Source organism: Streptomyces sp. NPDC033270 (genome assembly GCF_055576575.1).
Genome location: NZ_JBVIRA010000023.1, coordinates 27,854 through 54,315, shown reverse-complemented (window position 1 = coordinate 54,315; position 26,462 = coordinate 27,854). Strand labels below are relative to the sequence as shown.

General features: G+C 68.7%; 23 protein-coding genes, 4 tRNA genes and 1 pseudogene. 20 read left to right on the top strand and 8 right to left on the bottom strand.

Annotation, left to right across the window (positions count from 1 at the left end):
• Positions 1 to 59 precede the first annotated feature (59 nt).
• The gene (locus tag ACZ5XZ_RS28080) at positions 60 to 980 is read right to left on the bottom strand and encodes a LysR family transcriptional regulator (protein ID WP_468982817.1); all 921 of its coding nucleotides are present in this window, start codon (positions 978 to 980) and stop codon (positions 60 to 62) included.
• Between the two features lie 70 nt (positions 981 to 1,050).
• Between ACZ5XZ_RS28080 and ACZ5XZ_RS28075 the strand changes: the two genes are divergently transcribed.
• Positions 1,051 to 1,977: a dihydrodipicolinate synthase family protein gene (locus tag ACZ5XZ_RS28075; RefSeq protein ID WP_468982815.1), complete on the top strand. Its 927-nt coding sequence runs from the start codon at positions 1,051 to 1,053 to the stop codon at positions 1,975 to 1,977.
• Positions 1,978 to 2,061: 84 nt separating this feature from the next.
• Here ACZ5XZ_RS28075 and ACZ5XZ_RS28070 read toward each other — a convergent pair whose 3' ends face one another.
• From ACZ5XZ_RS28070 to ACZ5XZ_RS28060, 3 genes are all read right to left on the bottom strand, one after another.
• On the bottom strand, positions 2,062 to 2,406 hold the full coding sequence (locus tag ACZ5XZ_RS28070; RefSeq protein WP_468982813.1) for a VOC family protein: 345 nt from the start codon (positions 2,404 to 2,406) through the stop codon (positions 2,062 to 2,064).
• An 88-nt stretch (positions 2,407 to 2,494) separates the two neighbouring features.
• Complete coding sequence (locus ACZ5XZ_RS28065; RefSeq protein ID WP_468982812.1) at positions 2,495 to 3,235, bottom strand: antibiotic biosynthesis monooxygenase; 741 nt, start codon at positions 3,233 to 3,235, stop codon at positions 2,495 to 2,497.
• Between the two features lie 147 nt (positions 3,236 to 3,382).
• Complete coding sequence (locus ACZ5XZ_RS28060; protein ID WP_384429836.1) at positions 3,383 to 3,871, bottom strand: YajQ family cyclic di-GMP-binding protein; 489 nt, start codon at positions 3,869 to 3,871, stop codon at positions 3,383 to 3,385.
• A 190-nt stretch (positions 3,872 to 4,061) separates the two neighbouring features.
• Here ACZ5XZ_RS28060 and ACZ5XZ_RS28055 point away from each other — a divergent pair.
• A tRNA-Tyr gene (locus ACZ5XZ_RS28055) sits at positions 4,062 to 4,143 on the top strand.
• Positions 4,144 to 4,246: 103 nt separating this feature from the next.
• On the opposite strand, the gene ACZ5XZ_RS28050 is transcribed toward ACZ5XZ_RS28055, so the two are convergent.
• Both ACZ5XZ_RS28050 and ACZ5XZ_RS28045 read right to left on the bottom strand, forming a co-directional pair.
• The gene (locus ACZ5XZ_RS28050; protein ID WP_468982809.1) at positions 4,247 to 4,909 is read right to left on the bottom strand and encodes an NAD(P)H-binding protein; all 663 of its coding nucleotides are present in this window, start codon (positions 4,907 to 4,909) and stop codon (positions 4,247 to 4,249) included.
• 88 nt (positions 4,910 to 4,997) lie between these two features.
• Positions 4,998 to 6,260: an amidohydrolase family protein gene (locus ACZ5XZ_RS28045; RefSeq protein ID WP_468982806.1), complete on the bottom strand. Its 1,263-nt coding sequence runs from the start codon at positions 6,258 to 6,260 to the stop codon at positions 4,998 to 5,000.
• 182 nt (positions 6,261 to 6,442) lie between these two features.
• Here ACZ5XZ_RS28045 and ACZ5XZ_RS28040 point away from each other — a divergent pair.
• The 6 genes from ACZ5XZ_RS28040 (at position 6,443) to ACZ5XZ_RS28015 (ending at position 8,990) form a co-directional block, all read left to right on the top strand.
• Positions 6,443 to 6,515 (top strand) — tRNA-Thr (locus ACZ5XZ_RS28040).
• 47 nt (positions 6,516 to 6,562) lie between these two features.
• Positions 6,563 to 6,635 (top strand) — tRNA-Met (locus ACZ5XZ_RS28035).
• Between the two features lie 88 nt (positions 6,636 to 6,723).
• Positions 6,724 to 6,888 (top strand): 50S ribosomal protein L33, encoded by a 165-nt coding sequence (rpmG, locus tag ACZ5XZ_RS28030; RefSeq protein ID WP_006604855.1) that lies wholly within the window; start codon positions 6,724 to 6,726, stop codon positions 6,886 to 6,888.
• 84 nt (positions 6,889 to 6,972) lie between these two features.
• On the top strand, positions 6,973 to 7,425 hold the full coding sequence (locus tag ACZ5XZ_RS28025) for an FAS1-like dehydratase domain-containing protein (protein WP_468982804.1): 453 nt from the start codon (positions 6,973 to 6,975) through the stop codon (positions 7,423 to 7,425).
• 1 nt (position 7,426) lies between these two features.
• Positions 7,427 to 7,861: a MaoC family dehydratase gene (locus ACZ5XZ_RS28020; protein ID WP_468982801.1), complete on the top strand. Its 435-nt coding sequence runs from the start codon at positions 7,427 to 7,429 to the stop codon at positions 7,859 to 7,861.
• Between the two features lie 64 nt (positions 7,862 to 7,925).
• On the top strand, positions 7,926 to 8,990 hold the full coding sequence (locus ACZ5XZ_RS28015) for a UDP-N-acetylmuramate dehydrogenase (RefSeq protein WP_468982800.1): 1,065 nt from the start codon (positions 7,926 to 7,928) through the stop codon (positions 8,988 to 8,990).
• Between the two features lie 76 nt (positions 8,991 to 9,066).
• Here ACZ5XZ_RS28015 and ACZ5XZ_RS28010 read toward each other — a convergent pair whose 3' ends face one another.
• Together ACZ5XZ_RS28010 and ACZ5XZ_RS28005 are read right to left on the bottom strand one after the other, a co-directional pair.
• On the bottom strand, positions 9,067 to 10,143 hold the full coding sequence (locus ACZ5XZ_RS28010) for an adenosine deaminase (protein ID WP_468982799.1): 1,077 nt from the start codon (positions 10,141 to 10,143) through the stop codon (positions 9,067 to 9,069).
• 134 nt (positions 10,144 to 10,277) lie between these two features.
• Entirely contained in the window at positions 10,278 to 11,513 is a 1,236-nt protein-coding gene (locus ACZ5XZ_RS28005; RefSeq protein ID WP_468982798.1) for a pyridoxal phosphate-dependent aminotransferase, read from the bottom strand.
• 183 nt (positions 11,514 to 11,696) lie between these two features.
• Here ACZ5XZ_RS28005 and ACZ5XZ_RS28000 point away from each other — a divergent pair.
• The 12 genes and pseudogenes from ACZ5XZ_RS28000 to rpsL all read left to right on the top strand — a co-directional run bounded on the left by ACZ5XZ_RS28000 (position 11,697) and on the right by rpsL (position 26,462).
• A tRNA-Trp gene (locus ACZ5XZ_RS28000) sits at positions 11,697 to 11,769 on the top strand.
• Between the two features lie 101 nt (positions 11,770 to 11,870).
• Entirely contained in the window at positions 11,871 to 12,167 is a 297-nt protein-coding gene (gene secE, locus ACZ5XZ_RS27995) for a preprotein translocase subunit SecE (RefSeq protein ID WP_468982797.1), read from the top strand.
• A gap of 73 nt (positions 12,168 to 12,240) precedes the next feature.
• A complete protein-coding gene (nusG, locus tag ACZ5XZ_RS27990) occupies positions 12,241 to 13,125 on the top strand; it encodes a transcription termination/antitermination protein NusG (protein WP_468982794.1) in 885 nt (294 codons plus the stop codon).
• A gap of 176 nt (positions 13,126 to 13,301) precedes the next feature.
• Positions 13,302 to 13,736, top strand: coding sequence for a 50S ribosomal protein L11 (rplK, locus tag ACZ5XZ_RS27985; protein WP_016571043.1), 435 nt, complete (start codon positions 13,302 to 13,304; stop codon positions 13,734 to 13,736).
• Between the two features lie 81 nt (positions 13,737 to 13,817).
• A complete protein-coding gene (gene rplA / locus ACZ5XZ_RS27980; RefSeq protein WP_468982792.1) occupies positions 13,818 to 14,534 on the top strand; it encodes a 50S ribosomal protein L1 in 717 nt (238 codons plus the stop codon).
• Positions 14,535 to 15,201: 667 nt separating this feature from the next.
• A pseudogene (locus ACZ5XZ_RS27975) lies at positions 15,202 to 15,546 on the top strand (SCO4651 family lipoprotein); the annotation flags it as partial.
• A gap of 317 nt (positions 15,547 to 15,863) precedes the next feature.
• On the top strand, positions 15,864 to 16,391 hold the full coding sequence (gene rplJ, locus ACZ5XZ_RS27970) for a 50S ribosomal protein L10 (protein WP_384486058.1): 528 nt from the start codon (positions 15,864 to 15,866) through the stop codon (positions 16,389 to 16,391).
• Positions 16,392 to 16,502: 111 nt separating this feature from the next.
• Positions 16,503 to 16,892 carry a 50S ribosomal protein L7/L12 gene (rplL, locus tag ACZ5XZ_RS27965; protein ID WP_468982789.1) on the top strand — a complete coding sequence of 130 codons (390 nt, stop codon included), beginning with the start codon at positions 16,503 to 16,505 and terminating at the stop codon, positions 16,890 to 16,892.
• Positions 16,893 to 17,516: 624 nt separating this feature from the next.
• Positions 17,517 to 20,999: a DNA-directed RNA polymerase subunit beta gene (gene rpoB, locus ACZ5XZ_RS27960; protein WP_468982788.1), complete on the top strand. Its 3,483-nt coding sequence runs from the start codon at positions 17,517 to 17,519 to the stop codon at positions 20,997 to 20,999.
• Between the two features lie 99 nt (positions 21,000 to 21,098).
• Positions 21,099 to 25,010 (top strand): DNA-directed RNA polymerase subunit beta', encoded by a 3,912-nt coding sequence (locus ACZ5XZ_RS27955; RefSeq protein ID WP_468982785.1) that lies wholly within the window; start codon positions 21,099 to 21,101, stop codon positions 25,008 to 25,010.
• A 209-nt stretch (positions 25,011 to 25,219) separates the two neighbouring features.
• Positions 25,220 to 25,702: a DUF1707 and DUF4190 domain-containing protein gene (locus tag ACZ5XZ_RS27950; RefSeq protein ID WP_468982784.1), complete on the top strand. Its 483-nt coding sequence runs from the start codon at positions 25,220 to 25,222 to the stop codon at positions 25,700 to 25,702.
• Positions 25,703 to 26,090: 388 nt separating this feature from the next.
• Positions 26,091 to 26,462: a 30S ribosomal protein S12 gene (gene rpsL / locus ACZ5XZ_RS27945; protein WP_003948652.1), complete on the top strand. Its 372-nt coding sequence runs from the start codon at positions 26,091 to 26,093 to the stop codon at positions 26,460 to 26,462.

Sequence of the window (26,462 nt, the reverse complement as noted above, 5' to 3'; positions counted from 1 at the left end):
GAGACGGAGTCGGGAGCGTCCGGCTCCCCCGCAAGGCCGCTGGCCAGCCACGCTCTTCCCTAGGAGGCATCGCCCGTGGCGCCCACCGCCGTTCGCGCCGCCGCCACGAATGCCGCGATCGCCGGGTGGGTGCCGCCGCCCGCGCGGAAGGCGACCTTCGAGCGACGGAAGAGGGGCAGTCGGGTCAGGACCACGCCCTCGGGGGCCTGTGCGGTGGCCATCTCCGGAACGAATCCGGCGCCTTGCCCAATCGCGGCCAGCGCCAGGACCGTACGGAAGTCGTTGACCCGATGGCGGATGCGCGGCTGGAAACCGGCCGCCTGACAGGCGCGTACGGCCATCGCGTGACCGGTCGTACCGTCCCGGGCCGTGATCCAGGGGGACACGGCCCACGGTCCGAGCAGCTTCGCCAGCGTGTCGCCGCGCGCGGCAGGACCGGTGGCGGGAGCGCCGCTCGTGGCCAGGTACATCGGCTCCTCCAACAGGGGCACCTGGTCGACCGTGGTGTCCGGTGATGCGGGAACGAAGTCGTAGTCGTGGACGAGGGCCACGTCGAGTTCGCCGGCGCGCAGGCCGTCGGAGACGCGCGCCGAGTCGATCTCCTGCACCATCGGTTCCAGCGCGGGATGCCGCAGAGCCAGTTCGGCCAGCGTGGCGGGCACGATCGCGGGACCACCGGAGGGAAACGTTCCGATCCGCAGCGGCCCGCCGATGCCCTCGCGTGCCCCGGCCAGCTCCGAGACCGCCAGTTCGAGGCGTTCCAGAACTGCGTCGGCGTGGGTGACGAGGGTGCGGCCCGCAGGTGTGAGCACCACCCGTCTGCCACTTCGTTCCAGCAGGGGCACGCCGGCCTCGCGCTCCAGCACGCCCAGTTGCTGGGAGACGGCCGAGGCGGTGAAGGTCAGCGCCTCGGCCACGGCCGCGATGGTGCCGCGTCTGTCCAGTTCGCGCAGCAGGTGGAGACGTCGAACGTCGAGCATAAGTAGACCTTACGCATAAGCGAAGAAACATGAACTGGATCTACTGGTTTGGGTGGGTCAGGCTGGGCGCATGAAGCCCGAAGCGAACCTCACCGGCCTGTTTGTCCCCTTGGTGACTCCGTTCACCGACGACCTGCACCTCGCCCCGGACGCGCTCGCCCGTCTCGCCGACGAGGCGCTGTCGACCGGCGACGCTCGTGGACTCGTCGCCCTGGGCACCACCGCGGAAGCGGCCACGCTGACCACCGAGGAGAAGCGGGCCGTGGTCCGCATCTGCTCGGCCGCCTGCCGGGCACACGGAGCTCCTCTGATCGTCGGCGTCGGCACCAACGACACCGCCGCCGCCATCACGACGCTGCGGGAGCTCGCCCAGAGCGGCGACGTCACCGCGGCGCTGGTCCCCGCGCCGCCCTACACCCGGCCCGGTGAGGCGGGAACGCTGGCGCACTTCACGGCGCTCGCCGAACACGGGGGCCTGCCGCTGGTCGTCTACGACATCCCGTACCGCACCGGTCAGCCCCTCAGCGCCGGCACCCTGAACGCGCTCGGGCATCTACCGGAGGTCGTCGGGGTCAAGTACGCGACCGGCGCGATCGACGCAGCCGCGATGGAACTGCTCGGCTCGTCGGCACCGGGTTTCGCGGTGCTCGGCGGCGATGACGCCGTCATCTCGCCGCTGCTCGCCGCGGGCGCCCAGGGCGGCATCCTGGCGTCGGCCAATGTCCGCACCGCTGACTTCGCCGAGCTGATCTCGCTGTGGCAGCGCGACGCTGCCGGACCGGCTCGCAGGCTGGGAGCCGAGCTGGCCCGGCTGTCCGCCGCGCTCTTCGCCGAGCCGAACCCGACCGTGATCAAGGGGGTGCTGCACGCCCAGGGCCGCATCCCCAGCCCGGCCGTCCGGCTGCCGCTGCTGGCCGCCTCCGCCGATTCGGTCCGGCGGGCGTCGGACCTGGTCACCGCCCGGCCCCACCAAGCCCACCAAGGGGCCGCGGCCTGACACGGGCGGGCACGTGGTCCCCGGCGGAACCCGGTGGACTTCGACGCAAGCCGACTGCGCCCGCCCGCTGCCGGACAAAAGCTCTCAGGCCCTGACGAAGCAGAACTCGTTGCCTTCCGGATCGCGCATGGCTTGGAAGGCCCCCTGGTCGTCGGTGACCGTCTCGCCGACCTTGGCTGCGCCCAGGCATACCGCTTCGGTGGCGGCGGCCTCGATGTCGTCGACCGCGATGTCGAGGTGGAGCCGGTTCTTCACGGCCTTGCTCTCGGGCACCGGCTGGAAGGAGAGTCGTGCGAACCCCGGCAGTTCCACGTGCGACCAGTTGCGGGCACGGTCGACCGGGTCACTGCCAAACAGCTGCGCCCAGAAACGGACCAGGGTCTTCGGCTCACGGCAGTCCACGACAATCTGATGCAGGTGCGCACGCATGAGCAGGAGCCTATGGCAGCCCCGGCACCTGCGGAGATCGTCCCCACCGACCAGCCGTTCGCCACCCGCTGACGCGAGGGGCCCCGCGTCACACCCGTACGAGCCCCCTGGGGGTCGCATACCGCCGGAACCCCTGCGGTTCGACGCCCGGCAGGCTCGCGATGAAGCTCATCACCGGACCGCCGGCCCGCAGGCTGGTGCCGATCTGCCGGGCGTGCGACTCCGAGTCCGTCCACTCGCTGTAGTTGACGACCCGTGTGCCGTCCTCGCTGATGTGGAAGTGCGAGGCGATCCCGCCCTCGCCCGGCTGCACCCCGCCGAGCAGGTCCAGCAGGCCGTCGACGAGCCCCCGCGCGGCGTCGTGCCCCGTCGTACGGAAGGCGACGCGTACGACGCAGCCCGGCGTCCCCGGCTCCCCGTCGCGCAGCATGCTGCGGTACAGCCGGTAGCGGGTGGGCCCGGAAGCGGCCACCTCCCCCGCCGCCTTCAGCGCCGCCGCGATCCGCTCGCTCAGCCCGGTGTCCTCGCTCCGTACGAACTCCCGGTGCGCCGCGTCGCTCGTCCACTGCGCGTAGTTGAGCACGCTGCGCCCGTCCGTGCCGGCGAACAGCACCCGCGACAGGAACCCCGCCGGCAGCGGTGTCCGCTCCCAGGCCCGGGCGACGCCGTCCAGGACGGCCCGCTGCCCCTCGGGGCTGCCGGCATCCCACTCGCTGATCAGTACCGCCCCGGCGTCCGGCCGCCGGACCTGCGGGAACACATCCGTGACAAAGCCGTCCCCGGGACCGGTCACCGGGGCGGCGCTGTGCTGCGCGTCAAGAGAAGTCATGCCATGAGACTGCAATCTCAAGCGCGGTTGAGGTCAAGCGCTCCGGTAGGTCGCCCGCGGGCAGGCGCTCCTACGGGCGCCACCAAAGCCGGTGGGGCGGCACGCCGCAGCGCACCGCCCCATCCATGGCACCCGGAGGCCGGGCTGCTACCGGTAGTTCACGAACTGGATGGCGAAGTCCAGGTCCTTGCCCTTCAGCAGCTGCTGCACCGCCTGCAGGTCGTCCCGGCTCTTGGAGCTGACCCGCAGCTCGTCGCCCTGCACCTGCGCCTTGACGCCCTTGGGGCCCTCATCGCGGATGATCTTGGCGACCTTCTTCGCGTTCTCCTGCGAGATCCCCTCCTCGATGGAGGCGAAGATCTTGTACTCCTTGCCCGAGGCCTGCGGCTCGCCGGCGTCCAGCGCCTTCAGCGAGATCCCGCGCTTGACCAGCTTGGTCTCGAAGATGTCGAGGACGGCCTTGACCCGCTCCTCGGCGTTGGCCCGCATCTCGATCTTCTCGCCCGACCACGCGATCGACGCGCCCACGCCCTTGAAGTCGTAGCGCTGCGAGATCTCCTTGGCCGCCTGGTTGAGGGCGTTGTCGACCTCCTGCCGCTCTACCTTCGAGACGATGTCGAAACTGGAGTCGGCCATGTTGAGTTGGCTCCTCGTACCTAGATCCGTCAGGGGTGCGGACCGTGCCCGGACCGCCTGCCAAGCCTAGCCACCCGGCCAAGATCCAGCGCTCCGGAATCGAGTGGCGGACCACCCCCAGCCATCGGGTATGGTTTACGTCGTTGCCACGGAGCACCGCCCCCAAGCGGGTCTCCCGGCAGCAAACCCTGGCGGTGTGCCCGAGCGGCCAAAGGGAGCAGACTGTAAATCTGCCGGCTTCGCCTTCCCAGGTTCGAATCCTGGCGCCGCCACAGGTGTGAAAAGGCCCCTGAGTTGTAGCGATACGACTCAGGGGCCTTTTCCGTGCGCCGAGGCTCCGCGGTCGCCGCCGACGAGGCTCCGCAGCCGCGGGTCTCAGCGCTGCGCCACCGCCCGCACCGCCTCCGCCACGGGCACCTCGCCGCCGATCAGCTCCAGCGTCCGGCCGATGGTGCCCGGCTCGTCGAGCAGCTCCACGAGAGCGGCCGCCACGTCGTCGCGGGGCACCGCGCCGCGTCCGGTGGTGTCGCCCAGCGCCACCAGCGACGTTCCCGGCTCGTCCGTCAGCAGGCCCGGCCGCAGGATCGTCCAGTCCAGTCCGGCGCGGGCCCGTACGTCCGCGTCCGCGGCGCCCTTGGCCTTCAGATAGGCCGCGAAGACCGGGTCGGTGCCCTCGGGGGGCTCGCGGTCCGCGCCCATGGCGGAGATCACCAGAAAGCGGCGTACGCCCGCCGCCTCGGCCGCGTCCGCGAAGAGCGCCGCCGCGCCGCGGTCCACCGTGTCCTTGCGTGCGACGCCGCTGCCCGGACCGGCGCCCGCCGCGAAGACGGCCGCGTCGGCGCCCTCCAGGTGCCGGGCGAGGTCCTCCACCGACGCCGACTCCAGGTCGCAGACCACCGGCTCGGCCCCGGCGGCCAGTACGTCGCCGGCCTGCTCCGGCCGGCGGATGATGCCCGCGACCTCGTCCCCGCGCTTGGCGAGCAACCGCTCCAGCCGCAGCGCGATCTGACCATGTCCACCTGCGATGACAATGCGCATGATCCCGACCGTACGCCGAAGGGCCGCCGCCGAGCGCGGGACCGGCCGGACGAGGGGCGCCTTCTCGCCGCCCCCGGTACCCGGGCCCTCAGCGCTGCGACTGGCGCGGCAGCTCCAGCGCCACCTCTCCCGTCGCGTCGCAGTACTCGCGCACCGCGCTGGTCCGGGCGACCACCCGCCCCCGGTGGATCACGATCCGGCTGTACGCCAACGAGAGCACCCCGGCGATCCGCTCGCCGCGCACCGCCAGCAGCTCCGCGGGGAAGCCCGCCTCCACGCGCACCTCCGGCAGGCCCAGCGTCGCCCGCGCCGCCGCGCTCACCGACTCGTACGCCGCCTCCGGCGTGGCCTCGCCCAGGGACGCCAGAAGGTACGCGGCCTCCAACGGGTCACCGCGCCCCACCGGGTTCGCCACGTCCCGCAGCGCCCCGCTGCCGGCCGCCACCCGCACCCCGGCCGCCCGCAGCAGCCGCACGGGAGCCGGCCGCGACACCCGCGAGCCGTACCGCTCCAGGCCCGCGCAGTCGCCCTGCGGCAGGCAGACCACGGCGACGTCCGCGGCCGCCAGCTGCTCGGCGACCCGGGCCGCCACGCTGCGCGGCATCCGCGTCATCCCGGCGCACGGCCCGAGGGCGACACCCGGCCGAAGGCCGCCGGACATCGCCGCGAAGCGGGCCAGCCGCGCCGGATCGTCGCCGTCGGTGTGCAGATCCACCGGGCAGCCGTGCTCGTCGGCCAGTTCCAGAACCGCCTCGACGTAGCCGGCCGGGTCGGGGTCCAGGTCCGGGCAGCCGCCGATGACCGAGGCGCCCATCTTCACGGCGTCCCGCAGCATCGACAGGCCGTCCGCGCCGGCCACCCCGGTCAGCACCCGCGGCACCGCGACCGCCGCCAGATCGGCCATCCCGCGCAGCGACCTGCGGGCCTGCAGCACCGCCTGGAGGGAGCGCAGGCCCTGTACGTCGCCGATCCTGACGTGGCTGCGGGAGGCGGTGGCGCCGTGCCCCAGCTGCAGCAGCGCGGCCTCGGTCGTCCGCCGCTGGACGTCCTCGGGGGAGCCGGAGGCGGGGCCGTCGGAGTCCGCGGTCAGGGCGGTGTCGCAGTGCGCGTGCGGCTCGGCGGGGGCGGGGAGCAGCAGGTAGCCGGAGAGGTCGACGCGGGCGCCCTGCGGGGCGAGGCTGCCGGCCGTGCCCACGGCCTCGATGCGGCCGTCGCCGAGCCGTACGTCCACCGTGCGGCCGTCGGCGAGCCGGGCGCCGCACAGGACCAGCGAACCGCCGTCCGACCTCGTGTGCCGGCCGGGGCCGCCCGGTCTTCCCGGCTGGGGCTGCGGCGGACTGCTGTCGGACATCGCGCTCCTCGAAGGCCCGGGCGTGCAAGATCACGCAGCGTGCCTTCGAGACTAGGGCGCCGCCGGGGGAGCTTCGCGCAGGCGCGAAATAGTCGTACCGGTGTGGTGCGCGGGGCCGTTGGGGCGCGGCCCGGATACGGATTTCACGTTTGGCGGCGGGCCGTGTAATGTCTTCATCGCTCGCCCCAATAGCTCAGTCGGCAGAGCGTCTCCATGGTAAGGAGAAGGTCTACGGTTCGATTCCGTATTGGGGCTCTGATGTGAGAGGCACCTCGCCTTCGGGTGAGGTACTCCCGCATCGCAGCGGTGTAGCTCAGTCGGTAGAGCAAGCGGCTCATAATCGCTGTGTCACCGGTTCAAGTCCGGTCACCGCTACTGACAGTAGCCGATTGTGGGGTCGGTCCTTCGATCGGCTACTCTTTTCTGCGTTCATCCGTCCATCTGTCCGTCAAGGAGCACTCACGTGGCTGCCACCGACGTCCGCCCGAAGATCACGCTGGCCTGCGTGGAGTGCAAGGAGCGGAACTACATCACCAAGAAGAACCGGCGTAACGACCCGGACCGTCTTGAGATGAAGAAGCACTGCCCTCGCTGCAACTCGCACACCGCGCACCGCGAGACGCGATAACACCAGGCTCGTTCGTGAGGCCGTCCCCATTCTGGGGGCGGCCTCACGGCGTTATCACCATCAGTACACGGAGGTTGCGAGCCCATGGCGCTCGACCAGTCTTTTGTCGGACGCACCTACCCGCCCACCGACCCCTATGAGGTCGGCCGGGAAAAGATCCGCGAATTCGCCGAGGCGATCGGTGACCCCAACCCGGCCTACACCGACATCGAAGCGGCCAAGGCCCTCGGTCACCCCGATGTGATCGCGCCGCCGACTTTTGTGTTCGCGATCACTTTCAAGGCGGCGGGGCAGGTCGTCGAGGATCCGCAACTGGGGCTGGACTACAGCCGGGTGGTGCACGGCGACCAGAAGTTCGCCTACACCCGGCCGGTGCGCAGCGGTGACCGACTGGCCGTCACCTCCACCATCGAGGCCGTCAAGACCATGGCGGGCAACGACATCATCGACATCCGCGGCGAGGTGCACGACCAGGCGGGCGAACACGTCGTGACCGCCTTCACCAAGCTGGTGTCCCGTCGCGCCGAGGAGGCCTGAGATGACCGCGAAGATCTCTTACGACGATGTCGAGGTCGGCACCGAACTCCCGGCGCAGTCCTTTCCCGTGAGCCGTGCCACACTCGTGCGCTACGCGGGCGCCTCCGGCGACTTCAACCCGATCCACTGGAACGAGAAGTTCGCCAAGGAGGTCGGGCTGCCGGACGTCATCGCCCACGGCATGTTCACCATGGCCGAGGCGATCCGGGTGGTCACCGACTGGACCGGCGACCCCGGCGCGGTCGCCGAGTACGGCGTGCGCTTCACCAAGCCCGTCGTCGTCCCCAACGACGACAACGGCGCGCTGATCGAGGTCAGCGCCAAGGTGGCGGCCAAGCTCGACGACGACGCCCGTACGGTCCGGGTCGACCTCACCGCGATAAGCGACGGCAAGAAGGTACTGGGCATGGCCCGTGCGGTGGTCCGCCTCGCCTGAGCGGGCGGCGGACGGAGGGGGCGGCCGGACGGCACTGTCGGACCGCCCCCGTACCCTTGGGCTCGTGCAGGAACGCCACGTAGAACACCACGTCCCCCTCGCCCGGCTGACCACCTTCCGGCTGGGCGGCCCGGCGACCCGCCTCGTCACGGCCACCACCGACGAGGAGGTGATCGCCGCCGTCCGCGCTGCCGACGACGCCGGCACCCCGCTGCTGATCATCGGCGGCGGCAGCAACCTCGTCATCGGCGACAAGGGCTTCGAGGGCACCGCCCTGCGCATCGCCACCAGAGGCTTCTCGCTGGACGGCACGGCCCTGGAGCTCGCCGCGGGCGAGAACTGGTCCGAGGCCGTCGCCCGTACGGTCGAGGCCGGGCTGGCCGGCGTCGAGTGCCTGGCCGGCATCCCCGGCTCGGCGGGCGCCACACCGATCCAGAACGTGGGCGCGTACGGCCAGGAGGTCGCCACGACGATCACCGAGGTCGTCGCCTACGACCGCCGCGCCGGCGAGACCGTCACGATCCCGGGCGAGGAGTGCGGCTTCTCCTACCGCCACAGCCGTTTCAAGGCGGACCCCGACCGGTTCGTGGTGCTGCGGGTGCGCTTCGCCCTGGAGGACGCCGGGGGCCTCTCCGCGCCCCTGAAGTACCCCGAGACCGCCCGCGCCCTCGGCGTCGAGGCCGGCGACCGGGTCCCGGCCGCCATCGCCCGGGAGACCGTCCTGGCCCTGCGCGCGGGCAAGGGCATGGTGCTGGACGCGGCGGACCACGACACCTGGTCGGCCGGTTCCTTCTTCACCAACCCGATCCTCACCGAGGCCGAGCACGCCGCCTTCCTGCAGCGCGTCCAGGACCGCCTCGGCCCCGATGTCGCCCCGCCGGCCTTCCCCGCCGGCGACGGCCTGGTGAAGACCTCGGCGGCCTGGCTCATCGACCGCGCCGGCTTCACCAAGGGCTACGGCAGCGGCCCGGCCCGTATCTCCACCAAGCACACCCTCGCGCTCACGAACCGCGGCGCCGCCACCACCGAGGACCTGCTCGCGCTGGCCCGCGAGGTCCGCGACGGCGTCCACGCCGCCTTCGGCGTCACGCTCGTCAACGAACCGGTGACGGTCGGCGTCAGCCTCTAGCCGGGCTTCAGGGCCCCCGGCAGGGTCCCAAGGCCCGAGCGGCCCCGGAAGGCCCCGCACGGGGCCGGCCGGGCCCCTACTCGGCCAGCCAGGCGTCGATCTCCGTCAGCAGCCGCTGCTGCTCGTCCTGTGGGGCGCGCGAGCCGCGTACCGACTGCCGGGCAAGTTCGGCGAGTTCGAGGTCGGTGAAGCCGTGCGCGGTGCGGGCGATCTCGTACTGCGCGGCCAGCCGCGCGCCGAACAACAGCGGGTCGTCCGCGCCCAGCGCCATCGGCACCCCGGCGTCGAAGAGCGTCCGCAGCGGCACGTCCTCCGGCTTCTCGTAGACCCCCAGCGCCACATTCGACGCCGGGCACACCTCGCAGGTCACCCCGCGCGAGGCCAGCCGGCGCAGCAGCGCGGGGTCCTCCGCGGCCCGGACGCCGTGCCCCACCCGGCCGGCGTGCAGATCGTCCAGGCAGTCCCGGACGCTGGCCGGCCCGGACAGCTCACCGCCGTGCGGCGCCGCCAGCAGACCGCCCTCCCGGGCGATGGCGAAGGCGCGGTCGAAGTCCCGGGCGAAACCCCGGCGTTCGTCGTTGGAGAGCCCGAAGCCGACCACGCCCTGATCGGCGTAGCGCACCGCCAGACGCGCCAGCGTACGGGCGTCCAGCGGGTGCTTCATGCGGTTCGCCGCGACCAGGACGCGCATGCCGAGCCCGGTGTCCCGGGAGGCGCTGTGCACCGCGTCCAGGATGATCTCCAGCGCCGGGATCAGCCCGCCCAGCCGCGGTGCGTACGAGGTCGGGTCGACCTGGATCTCCAGCCAGCGCGACCCGTCGCGGACGTCCTCCTCGGCGGCCTCGCGCACCAGCCGCTGGATGTCCTCGGGCGCGCGCAGACACGAGCGTGCGATGTCGTACAGCCGCTGGAAGCGGAACCAGCCGCGCTCGTCGGTGGCCCGCAGCCGGGGCGGCTCACCGCCCCGCAGGGCCTCCGGCAGATGGACGCCGTACTTGTCGGCGAGGTCCAGCAGGGTCGCCGGCCGCATCGAACCGGTGAAGTGCAGATGCAGATGGGCCTTCGGCAGCCGGCGCAGGTCTCGTACGGCGGCCCGGCCGCGGTCACGAGTGCTCGTGGGGTTCGGGGGACGTCCCCCTGACAAGGGCTCCATCAGCCGATCTTGCCGCATCCGGGCGGCACGCCGGTAGGGGCTTTCCCGAAGGGGTGTCCGGGAGAACGCGCGAGCGGGCGGCCGGAACACCTTCCGACCGCCCGCTCAGGGCATCTACGCACAGGCCCGTGTGGCTACTTGGCGTCCGCCAGCAGCTTCTGGATCCGGGACACGCCCTCGACCAGGTCCTCGTCGCCCAGCGCGTACGAGAGCCGCAGGTAGCCGGGGGTGCCGAAGGCCTCGCCCGGAACGACGGCGACCTCCGCCTCCTCCAGGATCAGTTCGGCCAGCTCGACGCTGGTCTGCGGGCGCTTGCCGCGGATCTCCTTGCCCAGGAGCTCCTTGACCGACGGGTACGCGTAGAAGGCGCCCTCCGGCTCCGGGCACAGCACACCGTCGATCTCGTTGAGCATCCGCACGATGGTCTTGCGGCGCCGGTCGAAGGCGACCTTCATCTCCTCGACGGCCGCGAGGTCGCCGGAGACCGCCGCGATGGCCGCGGCCTGCGCGACGTTGGAGACGTTGGAGGTGGCGTGCGACTGGAGGTTCGCGGCGGCCTTGATGACGTCCTTGGGGCCGATCGCCCAGCCCACCCGCCAGCCGGTCATCGCGTACGTCTTCGCCACACCGTTGACGATGATGCACTTGTCGCGCAGCTCGGGCACGACCACCGGCAGCGACGAGAACTCGGCGTCGCCGTAGACCAGGTGCTCGTAGATCTCGTCGGTCAGCACCCACAGACCGTGCTCGGCGGCCCAGCGGCCGACCGCCTCGACCTGCTCGCGGGTGTACACCGCGCCGGTCGGGTTCGACGGCGAGACGAACAGCAGCACCTTGGTGCGCTCCGTACGGGCCGCCTCCAGCTGCTCCACCGTCACCCGGTAGCCGGTGGTCTCGTCGGCGACCACGTCGACCGGCACGCCGCCCGCGAGGCGGATCGACTCGGGGTAGGTGGTCCAGTACGGCGCCGGGACGATGACCTCGTCACCCGGGTCGAGAACGGCCGCGAACGCCTCGTAGATGGCCTGCTTGCCGCCGTTCGTCACCAGGACGTTCGCGGCCTCGATCTCGTAGCCGGAGTCGCGCAGCGTCTTCGCGACGATCGCGGTCTTCAGCTCGGGGAGGCCGCCGGCCGGGGTGTAGCGGTGGTACTTCGGGTTGCGGCAGGCCTCGATCGCCGCCTCGACGATGTAGTCGGGCGTGGGGAAGTCGGGCTCACCGGCGCCGAAGCCGATCACCGGGCGTCCGGCGGCCTTGAGGGCCTTGGCCTTGGCGTCGACGGCCAGGGTCGCGGACTCGGAGATCGAACCGACGCGGGCCGATACCCGGCGGTCGGTGGGGGACGATGCGGAAGGGGTTGCAGCGCTCATATATGCATCGTTGCAGACCCCTGACGAGCCGGGCACACGGGTTTGCGGGGCACCACCGGGACAATCGTGTTCGACGCCCGGCCCGGAAGCACGTACACTCGCTGATCGTTGGCTCCCAACGGGTCGCCGCGGTGCATGCACCTAGTGCAGTCGGCCGCATGCGGTAGGTTGGGGGAACCACAAAGGGTCGTAGCTCAATTGGTAGAGCACTGGTCTCCAAAACCAGCGGTTGGGGGTTCAAGTCCCTCCGGCCCTGCTACACGCACTCTCACCGCAGTGCGTGCACGCGTACGTATGCACCGCCGTGCGGCTCCACCGGGCGCGGCACGGCCACGACCCGGATTCAGGTGAGGACGAGTGACGGACGCCCTGGGCTCCATCGACATGCCTGAGCGTGGCCGTTCCGAGGATGAAGCCTCGGAGTCCCAGAAGAAGCCCCGTCGTGGCGGAAAGCGCGGCAAGAAGGGCCCCTTCGCGCGTCTCGCGCTCTTTTACCGCCAGATCGTCGCGGAGCTCCGTAAGGTCGTCTGGCCCACGCGTAGCCAGTTGTCGACGTACACCAGTGTGGTGATCGTCTTCGTTGTCATCATCATCGGTCTCGTAACCGTGATTGACTTGGGAATCAACCGAGTCGTCGGGTACGTCTTCGGCTGATCCCGCGGAGGGCGCCTGCGCGGGCGCCCATTTCGCATGTTCAACCCCTTGAAGCCAGGAAGAAGCAGCCACCGTGTCTGACCCGAACCTGAACGACGCCGCCGAATCCGCCGAGACGGCAGCGGCCGACGTTGACGCGGCTGCCTCGGCCGAGGTCGAGGGCGACGACACCGAGCGTGAGATCGTCGAGGGCGCCGACGTCGTCGACGAGCTCGACGCCGAGGACGCCGAAGCCGGCGAGCCCGCCGAAGAAGCCGCGGTGCACGTCGAGGACGAGACCGCCGCCGAGACCGCCGAGGACGAGACCGCCGAGGACGAGATCGCCGAGGAGCAGGAGCCGGTCGACCCGGTGGCCGCCCTCCGCGACGAACTGCGCGGCCTGCCCGGCGAGTGGTACGTCATCCACACCTACGCGGGCTACGAGAACCGCGTGAAGACCAACCTCGAGCAGCGCGCCGTCTCGCTGAACGTCGAGGACTACATCTTCCAGGCCGAGGTGCCGCAGGAAGAGGTCGTCCAGATCAAGAACGGCGACCGCCGCACCGTCCGCCAGAACAAGCTCCCGGGCTATGTGCTGGTGCGCATGGACCTGACGAACGAGTCCTGGGGCGTCGTCCGCAACACCCCCGGTGTCACCGGCTTCGTCGGCAACGCCTACGACCCCTACCCGCTGACGCTGGACGAGATCGTCAAGATGCTCGCCCCGGAGGCCGAGGAGAAGGCCGCCAAGGAGGCCGCCGCGGCCGAGGGCAAGCCGGCGCCGTCCCGCAAGGTCGAGGTCCAGGTCCTGGACTTCGAGGTGGGCGACTCCGTCACCGTCACCGACGGTCCGTTCGCGACGCTGCAGGCCACGATCAACGAGATCAACGCCGACTCGAAGAAGGTCAAGGGCCTGGTGGAGATCTTCGGCCGGGAGACCCCGGTCGAGCTCTCCTTCGACCAGATCCAGAAGAACTGACCCCACTCGGTCCTCAGTTCCCAGTCTTCCGAACAGGTCGGGCGGGCCCTTCGCGGCCTGTCTGACCTGCTCGGTTTTTGGCCGCACCGCTATACCCGTTATCGTGGTGCGGTATGCCTCCATCCGGATGACCGGGTGGAATGGCGAAACACCTCTCACTAGGACCCGGAGAGAGCATGCCTCCCAAGAAGAAGAAGGTCACGGGGCTTATCAAGCTCCAGATCCAGGCCGGTGCCGCAAACCCGGCTCCGCCGGTCGGCCCCGCGCTGGGTCAGCACGGCGTCAACATCATGGAGTTCTGCAAGGCCTACAACGCCGCGACCGAGTCGCAGCGTGGCATGGTCGTGCCGGTGGAGATCACGGTCTACGAGGACCGCTCCTTCACCTTCGTCACCAAGACTCCGCCGGCCGCGAAGCTCATCCTGAAGGCCGCGGGCGTGGAGAAGGGCTCCGGCGAGCCGCACAAGACCAAGGTCGCCAAGATCACCGAGGCGCAGGTCCGCGAGATCGCCACCACCAAGATGCCCGACCTGAACGCCAACGACCTGGACGCCGCGTCGAAGATCATCGCCGGCACCGCCCGCTCCATGGGCATCACGGTCGAGGGCTGATCCCAGCCCCTTTTGGCACCCCCGTGGCAGGACCAGGCGCTGGTCCGCACCACGACTCCACCCACTGCACCAGGAGCAGAAGTGAAGCGCAGCAAGACTCTTCGCAACGCGGACGCGAAGATCGACCGGGAGCGTCTGTACGCCCCGCTCGAGGCCGTCCGTCTCGCCAAGGACACCTCCTCGACCAAGTTCGATGCGACCGTCGAGGTCGCCATGCGTCTGGGCGTCGACCCGCGCAAGGCCGACCAGATGGTCCGTGGCACCGTGAACCTCCCGCACGGCACTGGTAAGACCGCCCGGGTCCTGGTCTTCGCGACCGGTGACCGTGCTGCGGCCGCGGAAGCCGCCGGCGCCGACATCGTCGGCTCGGACGAGCTCATCGACGAGGTCTCCAAGGGCCGCCTGGACTTCGACGCCGTCGTCGCCACCCCGGACCTCATGGGCAAGGTCGGCCGCCTCGGCCGCGTGCTCGGTCCGCGTGGTCTGATGCCGAACCCGAAGACCGGCACCGTCACCCCGGATGTCGCCAAGGCTGTCACCGACATCAAGGGCGGCAAGATCGAGTTCCGCGTGGACAAGCACGCGAACCTCCACTTCATCATCGGCAAGGTCTCCTTCGACGAGACCAAGCTGGTGGAGAACTACGCCGCGGCGCTCGAGGAGATCAACCGCCTCAAGCCGTCCGCCGCCAAGGGCCGCTACATCAAGAAGGCCACCATCACCACCACGATGGGCCCCGGCATCCCGCTGGACGCCAACCGCACCCGCAACCTCCTCGTCGAGGACGAGGCCGTCTGATCTTCCTGATCGACGACGCCTCGTAGCGCGCGCACATCGCACTCAGGCCCCGTTCTCCGGCGAGGAGAACGGGGCCTGACGCATGGTGTGTCGGCGCTCTCGACTGCAGTCCCCGAGGTTCATACAGGAGATCCAAGCCTTGATCCACCGAAGCCCGCCTTGTGGATTAAGCCCCCGGAAAAACCAAGAAGTACCTGGATCAAGAGTGCTAAAGTGACGCGTACGCAACAAAGGCGCGCAAGGCGGCCAGGCCTGCCGCCAGTTGCGATGGAAACCGGGGAGGAAAGCGTGAAGAATTCGAAGGTGAAGCGCGTGTTTGCAGGCGCGGCTGTGGCCGTTGCTGCGTTCGCTGTCCCGATGGCGATGGCTGGACCAGCCTCCGCCGACACAATTTCGTGTGCCGATTTTATTGACAGCAAGGGTTACAACGTTGGCCCCAAGGTGTGGAGGGCGTGCGAGATCGTCGGACCTCTTCATGGAGTTCCTGCTAAGGGGTGCATAAATGGCCTGACCGCCATCGGAGTCCGCCCCGAACACGCCGGGCTCGCGTGCGCGCTGGCTTCGTCGTGACGCGTAGCTCAACCGGTTCACGGGGCTAGAGGCAGTCCGTCGGGTTGCGACGACCCGACGGACAGCCCCTGGTGCGTGGAGGTGCCCAGTAGTCCCGGGCAAGGTCAAGGAAGCCGGCAAGGAGGACGTCCGCGGCGTCCAGGCGACCCACTACACCGGCACGCTCTCGGTGTCCGAGCTGACGCGCATGCAGTCCAAGAGCATCAGCGAGCAGGACCTGAAGGCGCTGGAGGCGCAGCTGAAGGCGGCCGGCACGGAGAACGAGACCATCGATCTGTGGATCAGCTCGGACAACCTGCTGGTCAAGAAGCGCGAGAAGATGACCGGTGGCGCCACCACGTTCGACTCGACGGTCTACTACTCGGACTACGGCACCAAGGTCACGGTGACCGAGCCGCCGGCCGGTGACACCGTGGACTTCGACAAGGTCTCCCAGCCGTAACGCGCGCTGAGAGGCACGTTCGGCCCGTCGGCCGGGAGGGGGCGCCCACCGCCCCTTCCCGGCCGATTTGCCTGACGCGGGCCGCTCCCGTAACGTATCCGCGAAGCCAAAGACCGCTGGTTGTCTCTGCGCGTCCGATCACGGATGTGTGGTGGCCGAAGGATCCGCTAGCTGCGGACGGCCTGCGCAGGTGTGAATGTGGAAGAACTCCCGGGTGTATGCCTGGTCGAGTCTCGCCCCGTGCGCCTGCGCCGGGGCGTTTGTTTTGCCCAGCCCCTTCTGCGCGGTCCTCATCACCCGGAAGGAGGCCGAGGCTCATGGCGACGTCTGACAAGAACGCAGCCGTTGCGGAGATCACGGAGAAGCTCCGTGAATCCAACGCAGCTGTTGTGACTTCTTACACCGGACTGACTGTGGCGCAGCTCAAGGAGCTGCGTCGTTCTCTCGGCGAGAACGCTCAGTACCGTGTGGTGAAGAACACGCTGACCAAGATCGCGGCCAAGGAGGCCGGGATTCAGCTGGACGAGCACCTCAAGGGCTCGACCGCTGTCGCCTTCGTGACCGGTGACCCGGTCACGGCGGCGAAGGGTCTTCGTGACTTCGCCAAGGAAAACCCCGCTCTCGTCATCAAGGGCGGTGTCCTTGACGGCAAGGCGCTGTCCGCCGACGAGATCAAGAAGCTTGCGGACCTCGAGTCCCGCGAGGTTCTGCTCAGCAAGCTGGCGGGTGCCTTCAAGGCCAAGCAGTCCCAGGCTGCTTCGGTCTTCCAGGCGCTCCCGTCGAAGCTCGTCCGCACCGTGGACGCGCTTCGCGCCAAGCAGGCCGAGCAGGGCGGTGCCGAGTAATTCGGCTCGCGCATTGATCGTCGCCGCGTGAGGCGACGGTCGTAGCGGGCCCAGTACGCCCGCCTTTTATGTACATCCGGCACCAGCCGAATTAGTGGAAGGACCGCCACCATGGCGAAGCTCAGCCAGGAAGACCTGCTCGCGCAGTTCGAGGAGATGACCCTCATCGAGCTCTCCGAGTTCGTGAAGGCGTTCGAGGAGAAGTTCGACGTCACCGCCGCCGCTGCCGCGCCGGTCGTCGTCGCCGGTGGTGCCGCTGGTGGCGCCGCCGCCGAGGCCGCCGAGGAGCAGGACGAGTTCGACGTCATCCTCACCGGCGCCGGTGACAAGAAGATCCAGGTCATCAAGGTCGTGCGTGAGCTGACCTCCCTGGGCCTGAAGGAGGCCAAGGACCTCGTCGACGGCACCCCGAAGCCGGTCCTCGAGAAGGTCGCCAAGGACGCCGCCGAGAAGGCCGCCGAGGCCCTCAAGGGCGCCGGCGCCTCCGTCGAGGTCAAGTGACCCCACTGAGTCTCTGACTCGGGTCCTGAGCGCCTGAGGCGTAACGGACGACAGCGAAGGGCGATCACCCATGCGGGTGGTCGCCCTTCGGCGTGCTCGCCACGGCTGCATTGCCCCGGGCCGGAGTGCGAGTATGGTGATCATCGGTGCCCGGACGTGCCCCCATGTGACGATCTCGCAGAGGTGGGGGGCCTTGACGAACCGCACGCGGCGCGCAATTCTCGGGACGCGACGCAGAAGCGATCCAGGGTTCGAGGCATGGATCGCTGACGAAGAGGGAAGCATCGGTGTGCGCCACTGGCGCAGGGCTTTCGGCAGGCGCAGGGCATTGAGAAGAACAAGCAACGAGGGGATCCTCCGTCGGGGAGGACGCGACCTCCCGGAGGGAGAAGATCGGTATCACAGTGCTGAACCGGTCTTCGGAAACTCGCTCTGGACATCAGTGTGCCAAGTGGCTACACTGACCCTTTGCGCTGCCTGTTAGCTGCTCCCTGCCCGTCACCAGGGGCATATCCGAGCCCGAGCAAAGCTGGATGATCCGCCCTGACCTGGGCTTTCTCTCAGTCTGCTCGATTCGGAACCGGTACGCGCGTAGTGAGTCCGAGCCCTCGGAAGGACCCCCTCTTGGCCGCCTCGCGCAACGCCTCGACTGCCAATACGAACAACGGCGACAGCACCGCCCCGCTGCGCATCTCTTTTGCGAAGATCAAGGAGCCCCTCGGGGTTCCGAACCTCCTTGCGCTGCAGACCGAAAGCTTCGACTGGCTGCTCGGCAATGCCGCATGGAAGGGTCGCGTCGAGGCTGCGCTGGAGAGTGGGCAGGAAGTTCCCACCAAGTCCGGTCTTGAAGAGATCTTCGAAGAGATCTCCCCGATCGAAGACTTCTCCGGGTCGATGTCGCTGACGTTCCGCGACCACCGCTTCGAGCCCCCGAAGAACTCCATCGACGAGTGCAAGGAGCGCGACTTCACGTACGCGGCTCCGCTGTTCGTCACCGCCGAGTTCACCAACAACGAGACCGGCGAGATCAAGTCCCAGACGGTCTTCATGGGCGACTTCCCGCTCATGACCAACAAGGGCACCTTCTGCATCAACGGCACCGAGCGTGTCGTCGTCTCGCAGCTGGTCCGCTCGCCGGGCGTCTACTTCGACAGCTCCATCGACAAGACGTCCGACAAGGACATCTTCTCCGCCAAGATCATCCCGTCCCGGGGTGCCTGGCTGGAGATGGAGATCGACAAGCGCGACATGGTCGGTGTGCGCATCGACCGCAAGCGCAAGCAGTCCGTGACCGTCCTGCTCAAGGCGCTCGGGTGGACCACCGAGCAGATCCTCGAGGAGTTCGGCGAGTACGAGTCCATGCGCGCCACCCTGGAGAAGGACCACACCCAGGGTCAGGACGACGCGCTGCTGGACATCTACCGCAAGCTGCGTCCGGGCGAGCCGCCGACCCGTGAGGCCGCGCAGACGCTGCTGGAGAACCTGTACTTCAACCCCAAGCGCTACGACCTCGCCAAGGTCGGCCGCTACAAGGTCAACAAGAAGCTCGGCGGCGAGGAGCCGCTCGACGCGGGCGTGCTGACCACCGACGACGTCATCGCCACCATCAAGTACCTGGTCAAGCTGCACGCCGGCGAGACCGAGACGATGGGCGAGAGCGGCCGGGAGATCGTCGTCGAGACCGACGACATCGACCACTTCGGCAACCGTCGTCTGCGCAACGTCGGCGAGCTCATCCAGAACCAGGTCCGCACGGGTCTGGCTCGTATGGAGCGCGTCGTGCGCGAGCGCATGACCACCCAGGACGTCGAGGCGATCACGCCGCAGACCCTGATCAACATCCGGCCGGTCGTCGCCTCCATCAAGGAGTTCTTCGGCACCAGCCAGCTGTCGCAGTTCATGGACCAGACCAACCCGCTGTCGGGTCTGACCCACAAGCGCCGTCTGTCGGCGCTGGGCCCGGGTGGTCTCTCCCGTGAGCGGGCCGGCCTGGACGTCCGTGACGTGCACCCGTCGCACTACGGCCGCATGTGCCCGATCGAGACCCCTGAAGGTCCCAACATCGGTCTGATCGGCTCGCTGGCCTCCTACGGCCGGGTCAACGTCTTCGGCTTCATCGAGACGCCGTACCGCAAGGTCGTCGACGGCCAGGTCACCGAGGAGGTGGACTACCTCACCGCCGATGAGGAGGACCGCTTCCTGATCGCGCAGGCCAACGCCAAGCTGACCGACGACATGCGGTTCGCCGAGCAGCGTGTGCTGGTCCGCCGTCGTGGCGGCGAGGTCGACCTCGTCCCCGCCGACGAGGTGGACTTCATGGACGTCTCGCCGCGCCAGATGGTGTCGGCCGCGACCGCCATGATCCCGTTCCTCGAGCACGACGACGCCAACCGCGCGCTCATGGGATCGAACATGATGCGCCAGGCCGTTCCGCTGATCAAGGCGGAGTCGCCGCTGGTCGGCACCGGCATGGAGTACCGCTGCGCGGTCGACGCCGGCGACGTCATCAAGGCCGAGAAGGACGGTGTGGTCCAGGAGGTCTCCGCGGACTACATCACCGTCGCCAACGACGACGGCACGTACACCACGTACCGCGTCGCCAAGTTCACCCGCTCCAACCAGGGCACCTCCTTCAACCAGAAGGTCGTCGTGGACGAGGGCGCGCGGGTCGTCGAGGGCCAGGTCCTCGCCGACGGTCCGTCCACGGAGCAGGGCGAGATGGCGCTCGGCAAGAACCTGCTCGTCGCGTTCATGCCGTGGGAGGGCCACAACTACGAGGACGCGATCATCCTGTCGCAGCGCCTCGTGCAGGACGACGTCCTCTCCTCGATCCACATCGAGGAGCACGAGGTCGACGCCCGTGACACCAAGCTCGGCCCCGAGGAGATCACCCGGGACATCCCGAACGTCTCCGAGGAGGTCCTCTCCGACCTCGACGAGCGCGGCATCATCCGGATCGGTGCCGAGGTCGTCGCCGGCGACATCCTCGTCGGCAAGGTCACGCCCAAGGGTGAGACCGAGCTGACCCCCGAGGAGCGCCTGCTCCGCGCGATCTTCGGTGAGAAGGCGCGCGAGGTGCGCGACACCTCGCTGAAGGTGCCGCACGGTGAGATCGGCAAGGTCATCGGCGTCCGCGTCTTCGACCGCGAAGAGGGCGACGAGCTGCCCCCGGGCGTGAACCAGCTGGTCCGCGTCTACGTCGCCCAGAAGCGCAAGATCACCGACGGTGACAAGCTCGCCGGCCGCCACGGCAACAAGGGTGTCATCTCGAAGATCCTGCCGGTCGAGGACATGCCGTTCCTGGAGGACGGCACCCCGGTCGACATCATCCTCAACCCGCTGGGTGTCCCGTCCCGAATGAACCCGGGACAGGTCCTGGAGATCCACCTCGGCTGGCTCGCCAGCCAGGGCTGGAAGGTCGAGGGCTCCGAGGACTGGCAGCAGCGTCTGCAGGCGATCGGCGCCGACGACGTCGCGCCGCGCACCAACGTCGCGACCCCGGTCTTCGACGGTGCGCGCGAGGACGAGCTGGCGGGTCTGTTCGACTCCACGCTCCCCAACCGCGACGGCGAGCGGATGGTCAAGGGCTCCGGCAAGGCGCAGCTGTTCGACGGCCGCTCCGGTGAGCCGTTCCCGGACCCGATCTCGGTCGGGTACATGTACATCCTCAAGCTGCACCACCTGGTCGACGACAAGCTGCACGCGCGTTCGACCGGCCCGTACTCGATGATCACCCAGCAGCCGCTGGGTGGTAAGGCTCAGTTCGGTGGCCAGCGGTTCGGTGAGATGGAGGTGTGGGCGCTGGAGGCTTACGGCGCCGCGTACGCCCTCCAGGAGCTGCTGACGATCAAGTCCGACGACGTGACCGGCCGCGTGAAGGTCTACGAGGCCATCGTCAAGGGCGAGAACATCCCCGAGCCCGGCATCCCCGAGTCCTTCAAGGTGCTCATCAAGGAGATGCAGTCCCTGTGCCTCAACGTGGAGGTGCTGTCCTCGGACGGCATGTCCATCGAGATGCGCGACACCGACGAGGACGTCTTCCGCGCTGCGGAGGAGCTCGGCATCGACCTGTCCCGGCGCGAGCCGAGCAGCGTCGAAGAGGTCTGACGGGAGTTTGGCCGGGGAGCCCGTGAGGGTTCCCCGGCCGGCCCCAAGACCCCCGTTTCAGACCCCAAGACTTACAACCCTGAGAGGGATTGACGCATAGTGCTCGACGTCAACTTCTTCGATGAGCTCCGGATCGGTCTGGCCACCGCTGACGACATCCGTCAGTGGAGCCACGGCGAGGTCAAGAAGCCCGAGACCATCAACTACCGCACCCTCAAGCCCGAAAAGGACGGACTCTTCTGCGAGAAGATCTTCGGTCCGACCCGGGACTGGGAGTGCTACTGCGGTAAGTACAAGCGCGTCCGCTTCAAGGGCATCATCTGCGAGCGGTGCGGCGTCGAGGTCACTCGCGCCAAGGTGCGCCGTGAGCGGATGGGCCACATCGAGCTGGCCGCTCCTGTTACCCACATCTGGTACTTCAAGGGCGTGCCGAGCCGGCTGGGCTACCTGCTGGACCTCGCGCCCAAGGACCTCGAGAAGGTCATCTACTTCGCCGCCTACATGATCACGTGGGTGGACGAGGAGCGCCGTACGCGCGATCTGCCCTCGCTGGAGGCCCACGTCTCCGTCGAGCGCCAGCAGATCGAGCAGCGCCGCGACTCCGACCTGGAGGCCCGCGCCAAGAAGCTCGAGACCGACCTGGCCGAGCTGGAGGCCGAGGGCGCCAAGGCCGACGTGCGCCGCAAGGTGCGCGAGGGCGCCGAGCGTGAGATGAAGCAGCTGCGCGACCGTGCGCAGCGCGAGATCGACCGTCTCGACGAGGTCTGGAACCGCTTCAAGAACCTCAAGGTCCAGGACCTGGAGGGCGACGAGCTGCTCTACCGCGAGCTGCGTGACCGCTTCGGCACGTACTTCGACGGTTCCATGGGTGCCGCTGCCCTGCAGAAGCGCCTGGAGACCTTCGACCTGGACGAGGAGGCCGAGCGCCTCCGCGAGATCATCCGGACCGGCAAGGGCCAGAAGAAGACCCGTGCGCTCAAGCGCCTCAAGGTCGTCTCCGCCTTCCTGCAGACCCGCAACAGCCCCAAGGGCATGGTGCTGGACTGCATCCCGGTGATCCCGCCGGACCTGCGTCCGATGGTGCAGCTGGACGGTGGCCGCTTCGCGACCTCCGACCTGAACGACCTGTACCGCCGTGTGATCAACCGCAACAACCGCCTCAAGCGTCTCCTTGACCTCGGTGCCCCCGAGATCATCGTGAACAACGAGAAGCGGATGCTGCAGGAGGCCGTCGACGCGCTGTTCGACAACGGCCGCCGCGGTCGCCCGGTGACCGGTCCCGGTAACCGCCCGCTGAAGTCGCTGTCCGACATGCTCAAGGGCAAGCAGGGCCGCTTCCGTCAGAACCTGCTCGGTAAGCGAGTCGACTACTCGGCGCGTTCCGTCATCGTCGTCGGCCCGCAGCTCAAGCTGCACCAGTGCGGTCTGCCCAAGGCCATGGCGCTGGAGCTGTTCAAGCCGTTCGTGATGAAGCGTCTGGTGGACCTCAACCACGCGCAGAACATCAAGAGCGCCAAGCGCATGGTGGAGCGCGGCCGCACGGTCGTGTACGACGTCCTCGAAGAGGTCATCGCCGAGCATCCGGTTCTGCTGAACCGTGCTCCCACCCTGCACCGCCTCGGCATCCAGGCCTTCGAGCCGCAGCTGGTCGAGGGCAAGGCCATCCAGATCCACCCGCTCGTGTGCACCGCGTTCAACGCGGACTTCGACGGTGACCAGATGGCCGTCCACCTGCCGCTCTCCGCGGAGGCGCAGGCCGAGGCGCGCATCCTGATGCTGTCCTCGAACAACATCCTCAAGCCGGCCGACGGCCGTCCGGTCACCATGCCGACCCAGGACATGGTGCTGGGCCTCTTCTTCCTCACCACGGACGAGGAGGAGCGCGAGGTCAAGGGCGAGGGCCGGTCCTTCGGCTCGGTCGCCGAGGCGATCATGGCCTTCGACGCCCGCGAGCTGTCGCTCCAGGCCAAGGTCGACATCCGCTTCCCGATCGGCACCGTCCCGCCGCGTGGCTGGACCCCGCCGGCCGTGGACGAGGCCGACGGCTTCGGTGCGACCGAGTGGCAGCAGGGTGACAGCTTCCGCCTGCGGACGACCCTGGGCCGTGCGCTCTTCAACGAGCTGCTGCCCGAGGACTACCCGTTCGTCGACTACTCGGTGGGCAAGAAGCAGCTCTCCGCGATCGTCAACGACCTGGCCGAGCGCTACCCGAAGGTCATCGTCGCAGCGACCCTGGACAACCTGAAGGCGGCCGGTTTCCACTGGGCCACCCGCTCGGGTGTCACCGTCGCCGTCTCCGACATCGTCGTGCCGGAGGCCAAGAAGGCCATCGTCGCGGGCTACGAGGCCCAGGACGAGAAGGTCCAGAAGCAGTACGAGCGCGGTCTGATCACCAAGGACGAGCGCACTCAGGAACTGATCAACATCTGGACCAAGGCGACCAACGAGGTCGCCGAGGCGATGAACGAGAACTTCCCCAAGACCAACCCCATCTTCATGATGGTTGACTCGGGTGCCCGAGGAAACATGATGCAGATGCGGCAGATCGCCGGTATGCGTGGTCTGGTGTCGAACGCGAAGAACGAGACCATCCCGCGTCCGATCAAGGCGTCGTTCCGCGAGGGTCTGTCCGTGCTGGAGTACTTCATCTCCACGCACGGTGCCCGTAAGGGTCTGGCGGACACCGCTCTGCGTACCGCCGACTCCGGCTACCTCACCCGTCGTCTGGTCGACGTCTCCCAGGACGTCATCATTCGCGAGGAGGACTGCGGTACGGAGCGCGGCCTCAAGCTGCGGATCGCCTCGAAGGGCGCCGACGGTGTCCTGCGCAAGGCGGACGACGTGGAGTCCAGCGTCTACGCCCGCATGCTGGCCGAGGATGTCGTCGTCGACGGCAAGGTCGTCGCCCCGGCGAACGTCGACCTCGGTGACGTGCTCATCGACGCGCTGGTCAACGCGGGCGTGGAGGAGGTCAAGACCCGCTCGGTCCTGACCTGTGAGTCCGCGGTCGGCACCTGCGCCTACTGCTACGGCCGTTCGCTGGCCACCGGCAAGCTGGTCGACATCGGTGAGGCGGTCGGCATCATCGCCGCCCAGTCCATCGGTGAGCCCGGCACCCAGCTGACGATGCGTACCTTCCACACCGGTGGTGTGGCCGGTGACGACATCACCCTGGGTCTGCCGCGTGTCGTCGAGCTCTTCGAGGCCCGTACGCCCAAGGGCGTCGCCCCGATCTCGGAGGCGGCCGGCCGCGTCCGTATCGAGGAGACCGAGAAGACCAAGAAGCTCGTCGTCACCCCGGACGACGGCAGCGACGAGACCGCCTACGGCGTCTCCAAGCGTGCCCGTCTGCTGGTGGGCGAGGGCGACCACGTCACGGTCGGCCAGCCGCTGACCGTGGGTGCCGTCAACCCGCACGACGTGCTGCGGATCCTCGGCCAGCGTGCCGTCCAGGTCCACCTGGTCGGCGAGGTCCAGAAGGTCTACAACAGCCAGGGCGTGGCGATCCACGACAAGCACATCGAGATCATCATCCGGCAGATGCTGCGCCGTGTGACGATCATCGAGTCCGGCGACGCGGAGCTGCTGCCGGGCGAGCTGGTGGAGCGCACGAAGTTCGAGGGCGAGAACCGTCGCGTCGTGGCGGAAGGCGGCCACCCGGCCTCCGGCCGTCCGCAGCTGATGGGTATCACCAAGGCTTCGCTGGCCACCGAGTCCTGGCTGTCGGCGGCGTCCTTCCAGGAGACGACCCGGGTTCTGACCGACGCGGCGATCAACGCCAAGTCGGACTCCCTGATCGGCCTCAAGGAGAACGTCATCATCGGTAAGCTCATCCCGGCCGGTACGGGCCTGTCCCGCTACCGCAACATCCGGGTCGAGCCCACCGAGGAGGCCAAGGCCGCGATGTACTCGGCCGTCGGTTACGACGACATCGACTACTCGCCCTTCGGCACCGGCTCCGGCCAGGCGGTCCCGCTGGAGGACTACGACTACGGTCCGTACAACCAGTAATCCTGGTCCGTACGACAGCAACAGGGCGGTCACCCCTCGGGGGTGGCCGCCCTGCGGCATTGGGGGCCGTGCGGGGGAACTTGTCTCCCCATTGCTGCGTCTGTGATGAGAAGATGGGGAGAACTGTCGAGCGGGGGGAGGTTCGCGAAGTGGCATTCCAGCCTTGGCAGGGTGGGCAGCCCGCTCAGCCGCCGAATCAGGTGCCTGTCATGCGGGCTTCGCACGCCGATCGTGAGCGGACGGTCGATGTGCTCAAGGCGGGGTTCGCCGAGGGGCGGCTGCAGCAGCCGGAGTACGAGCAGCGGATCGCCCGGGCCTACGAGGCGCAGACACATTCCGAGCTGCAGATGCTGGTCGCGGACCTGCCGATGGGGCCGGTGCCGCAGGCGCAGTTCATGCCGCAGCGGCCGATGGTGCCGGCGACGTTCATGCCGATGCCGATGCCGATGCCGGTGACGACGAACAGCTCGGCTACCGGCGCGCTGGTCTGCGGGATCATGACGCCGGTGACCTGGGGCCTGACGGCGATCCCGGCGGTCATCCTGGGGCACAAGGCGCGCGCCGAGATCCGCCGGACCGGGCAGGGCGGGGACGGCCAGGCCATCACGGGGCTGATCCTGGGCTGGCTGGCGATCGGCGGCTGGGCGCTGTTCCTGCTGATCTTCATCCTGTCGGCGGCGGTCGGCCTCTGACGATCCGGTGGATCCCAGGGGCGGCCGGGGTGTGTTGCGGGGGTGTGGCGCCTTCTTCCGTACGGCCGTGGATCGCACTACGGTGGCCGCAACGCCGTGACGAGTCCGGCGTGTCCTTCGCGTGTGCATTTGTTTTGACCGCAGCCAATGCGGTAGGTACGCTCTGACCTTGTGCCTGGGGTGTCCCTGGGCTGCCGTGCGCGCAATCTCCCCAAGCCTCTGGGTCGGGAGCGGCGTCGACACGGGAGCCAGGTTTTTGACACCGCAATCTGCCGCCTCACTCGTTCCAGCGAGGACCGGACTGCAGTATTCGACACACCCGACCGCGTGGGTCGGGGATGTTCCAGGTTAGCTTTACCGAGACTGGCACACAGAAACCGGAGAAACGGTGCCTACGATCCAGCAGCTGGTCCGCAAGGGCCGGCAGGACAAGGTCGAGAAGAACAAGACGCCCGCGCTCGAGGGTTCTCCCCAGCGCCGTGGCGTCTGCACGCGTGTTTTCACCACCACCCCGAAGAAGCCGAACTCGGCCCTGCGTAAGGTCGCGCGTGTGCGTCTGACCAGCGGGATCGAGGTCACCGCTTACATTCCGGGTGAGGGCCACAACCTCCAGGAGCACTCGATCGTGCTCGTGCGTGGCGGCCGTGTGAAGGACCTGCCGGGTGTTCGGTACAAGATCATCCGCGGCTCCCTCGACACGCAGGGCGTCAAGAACCGTAAGCAGGCTCGCAGCCGCTACGGCGCCAAGAAGGAGAAGTAA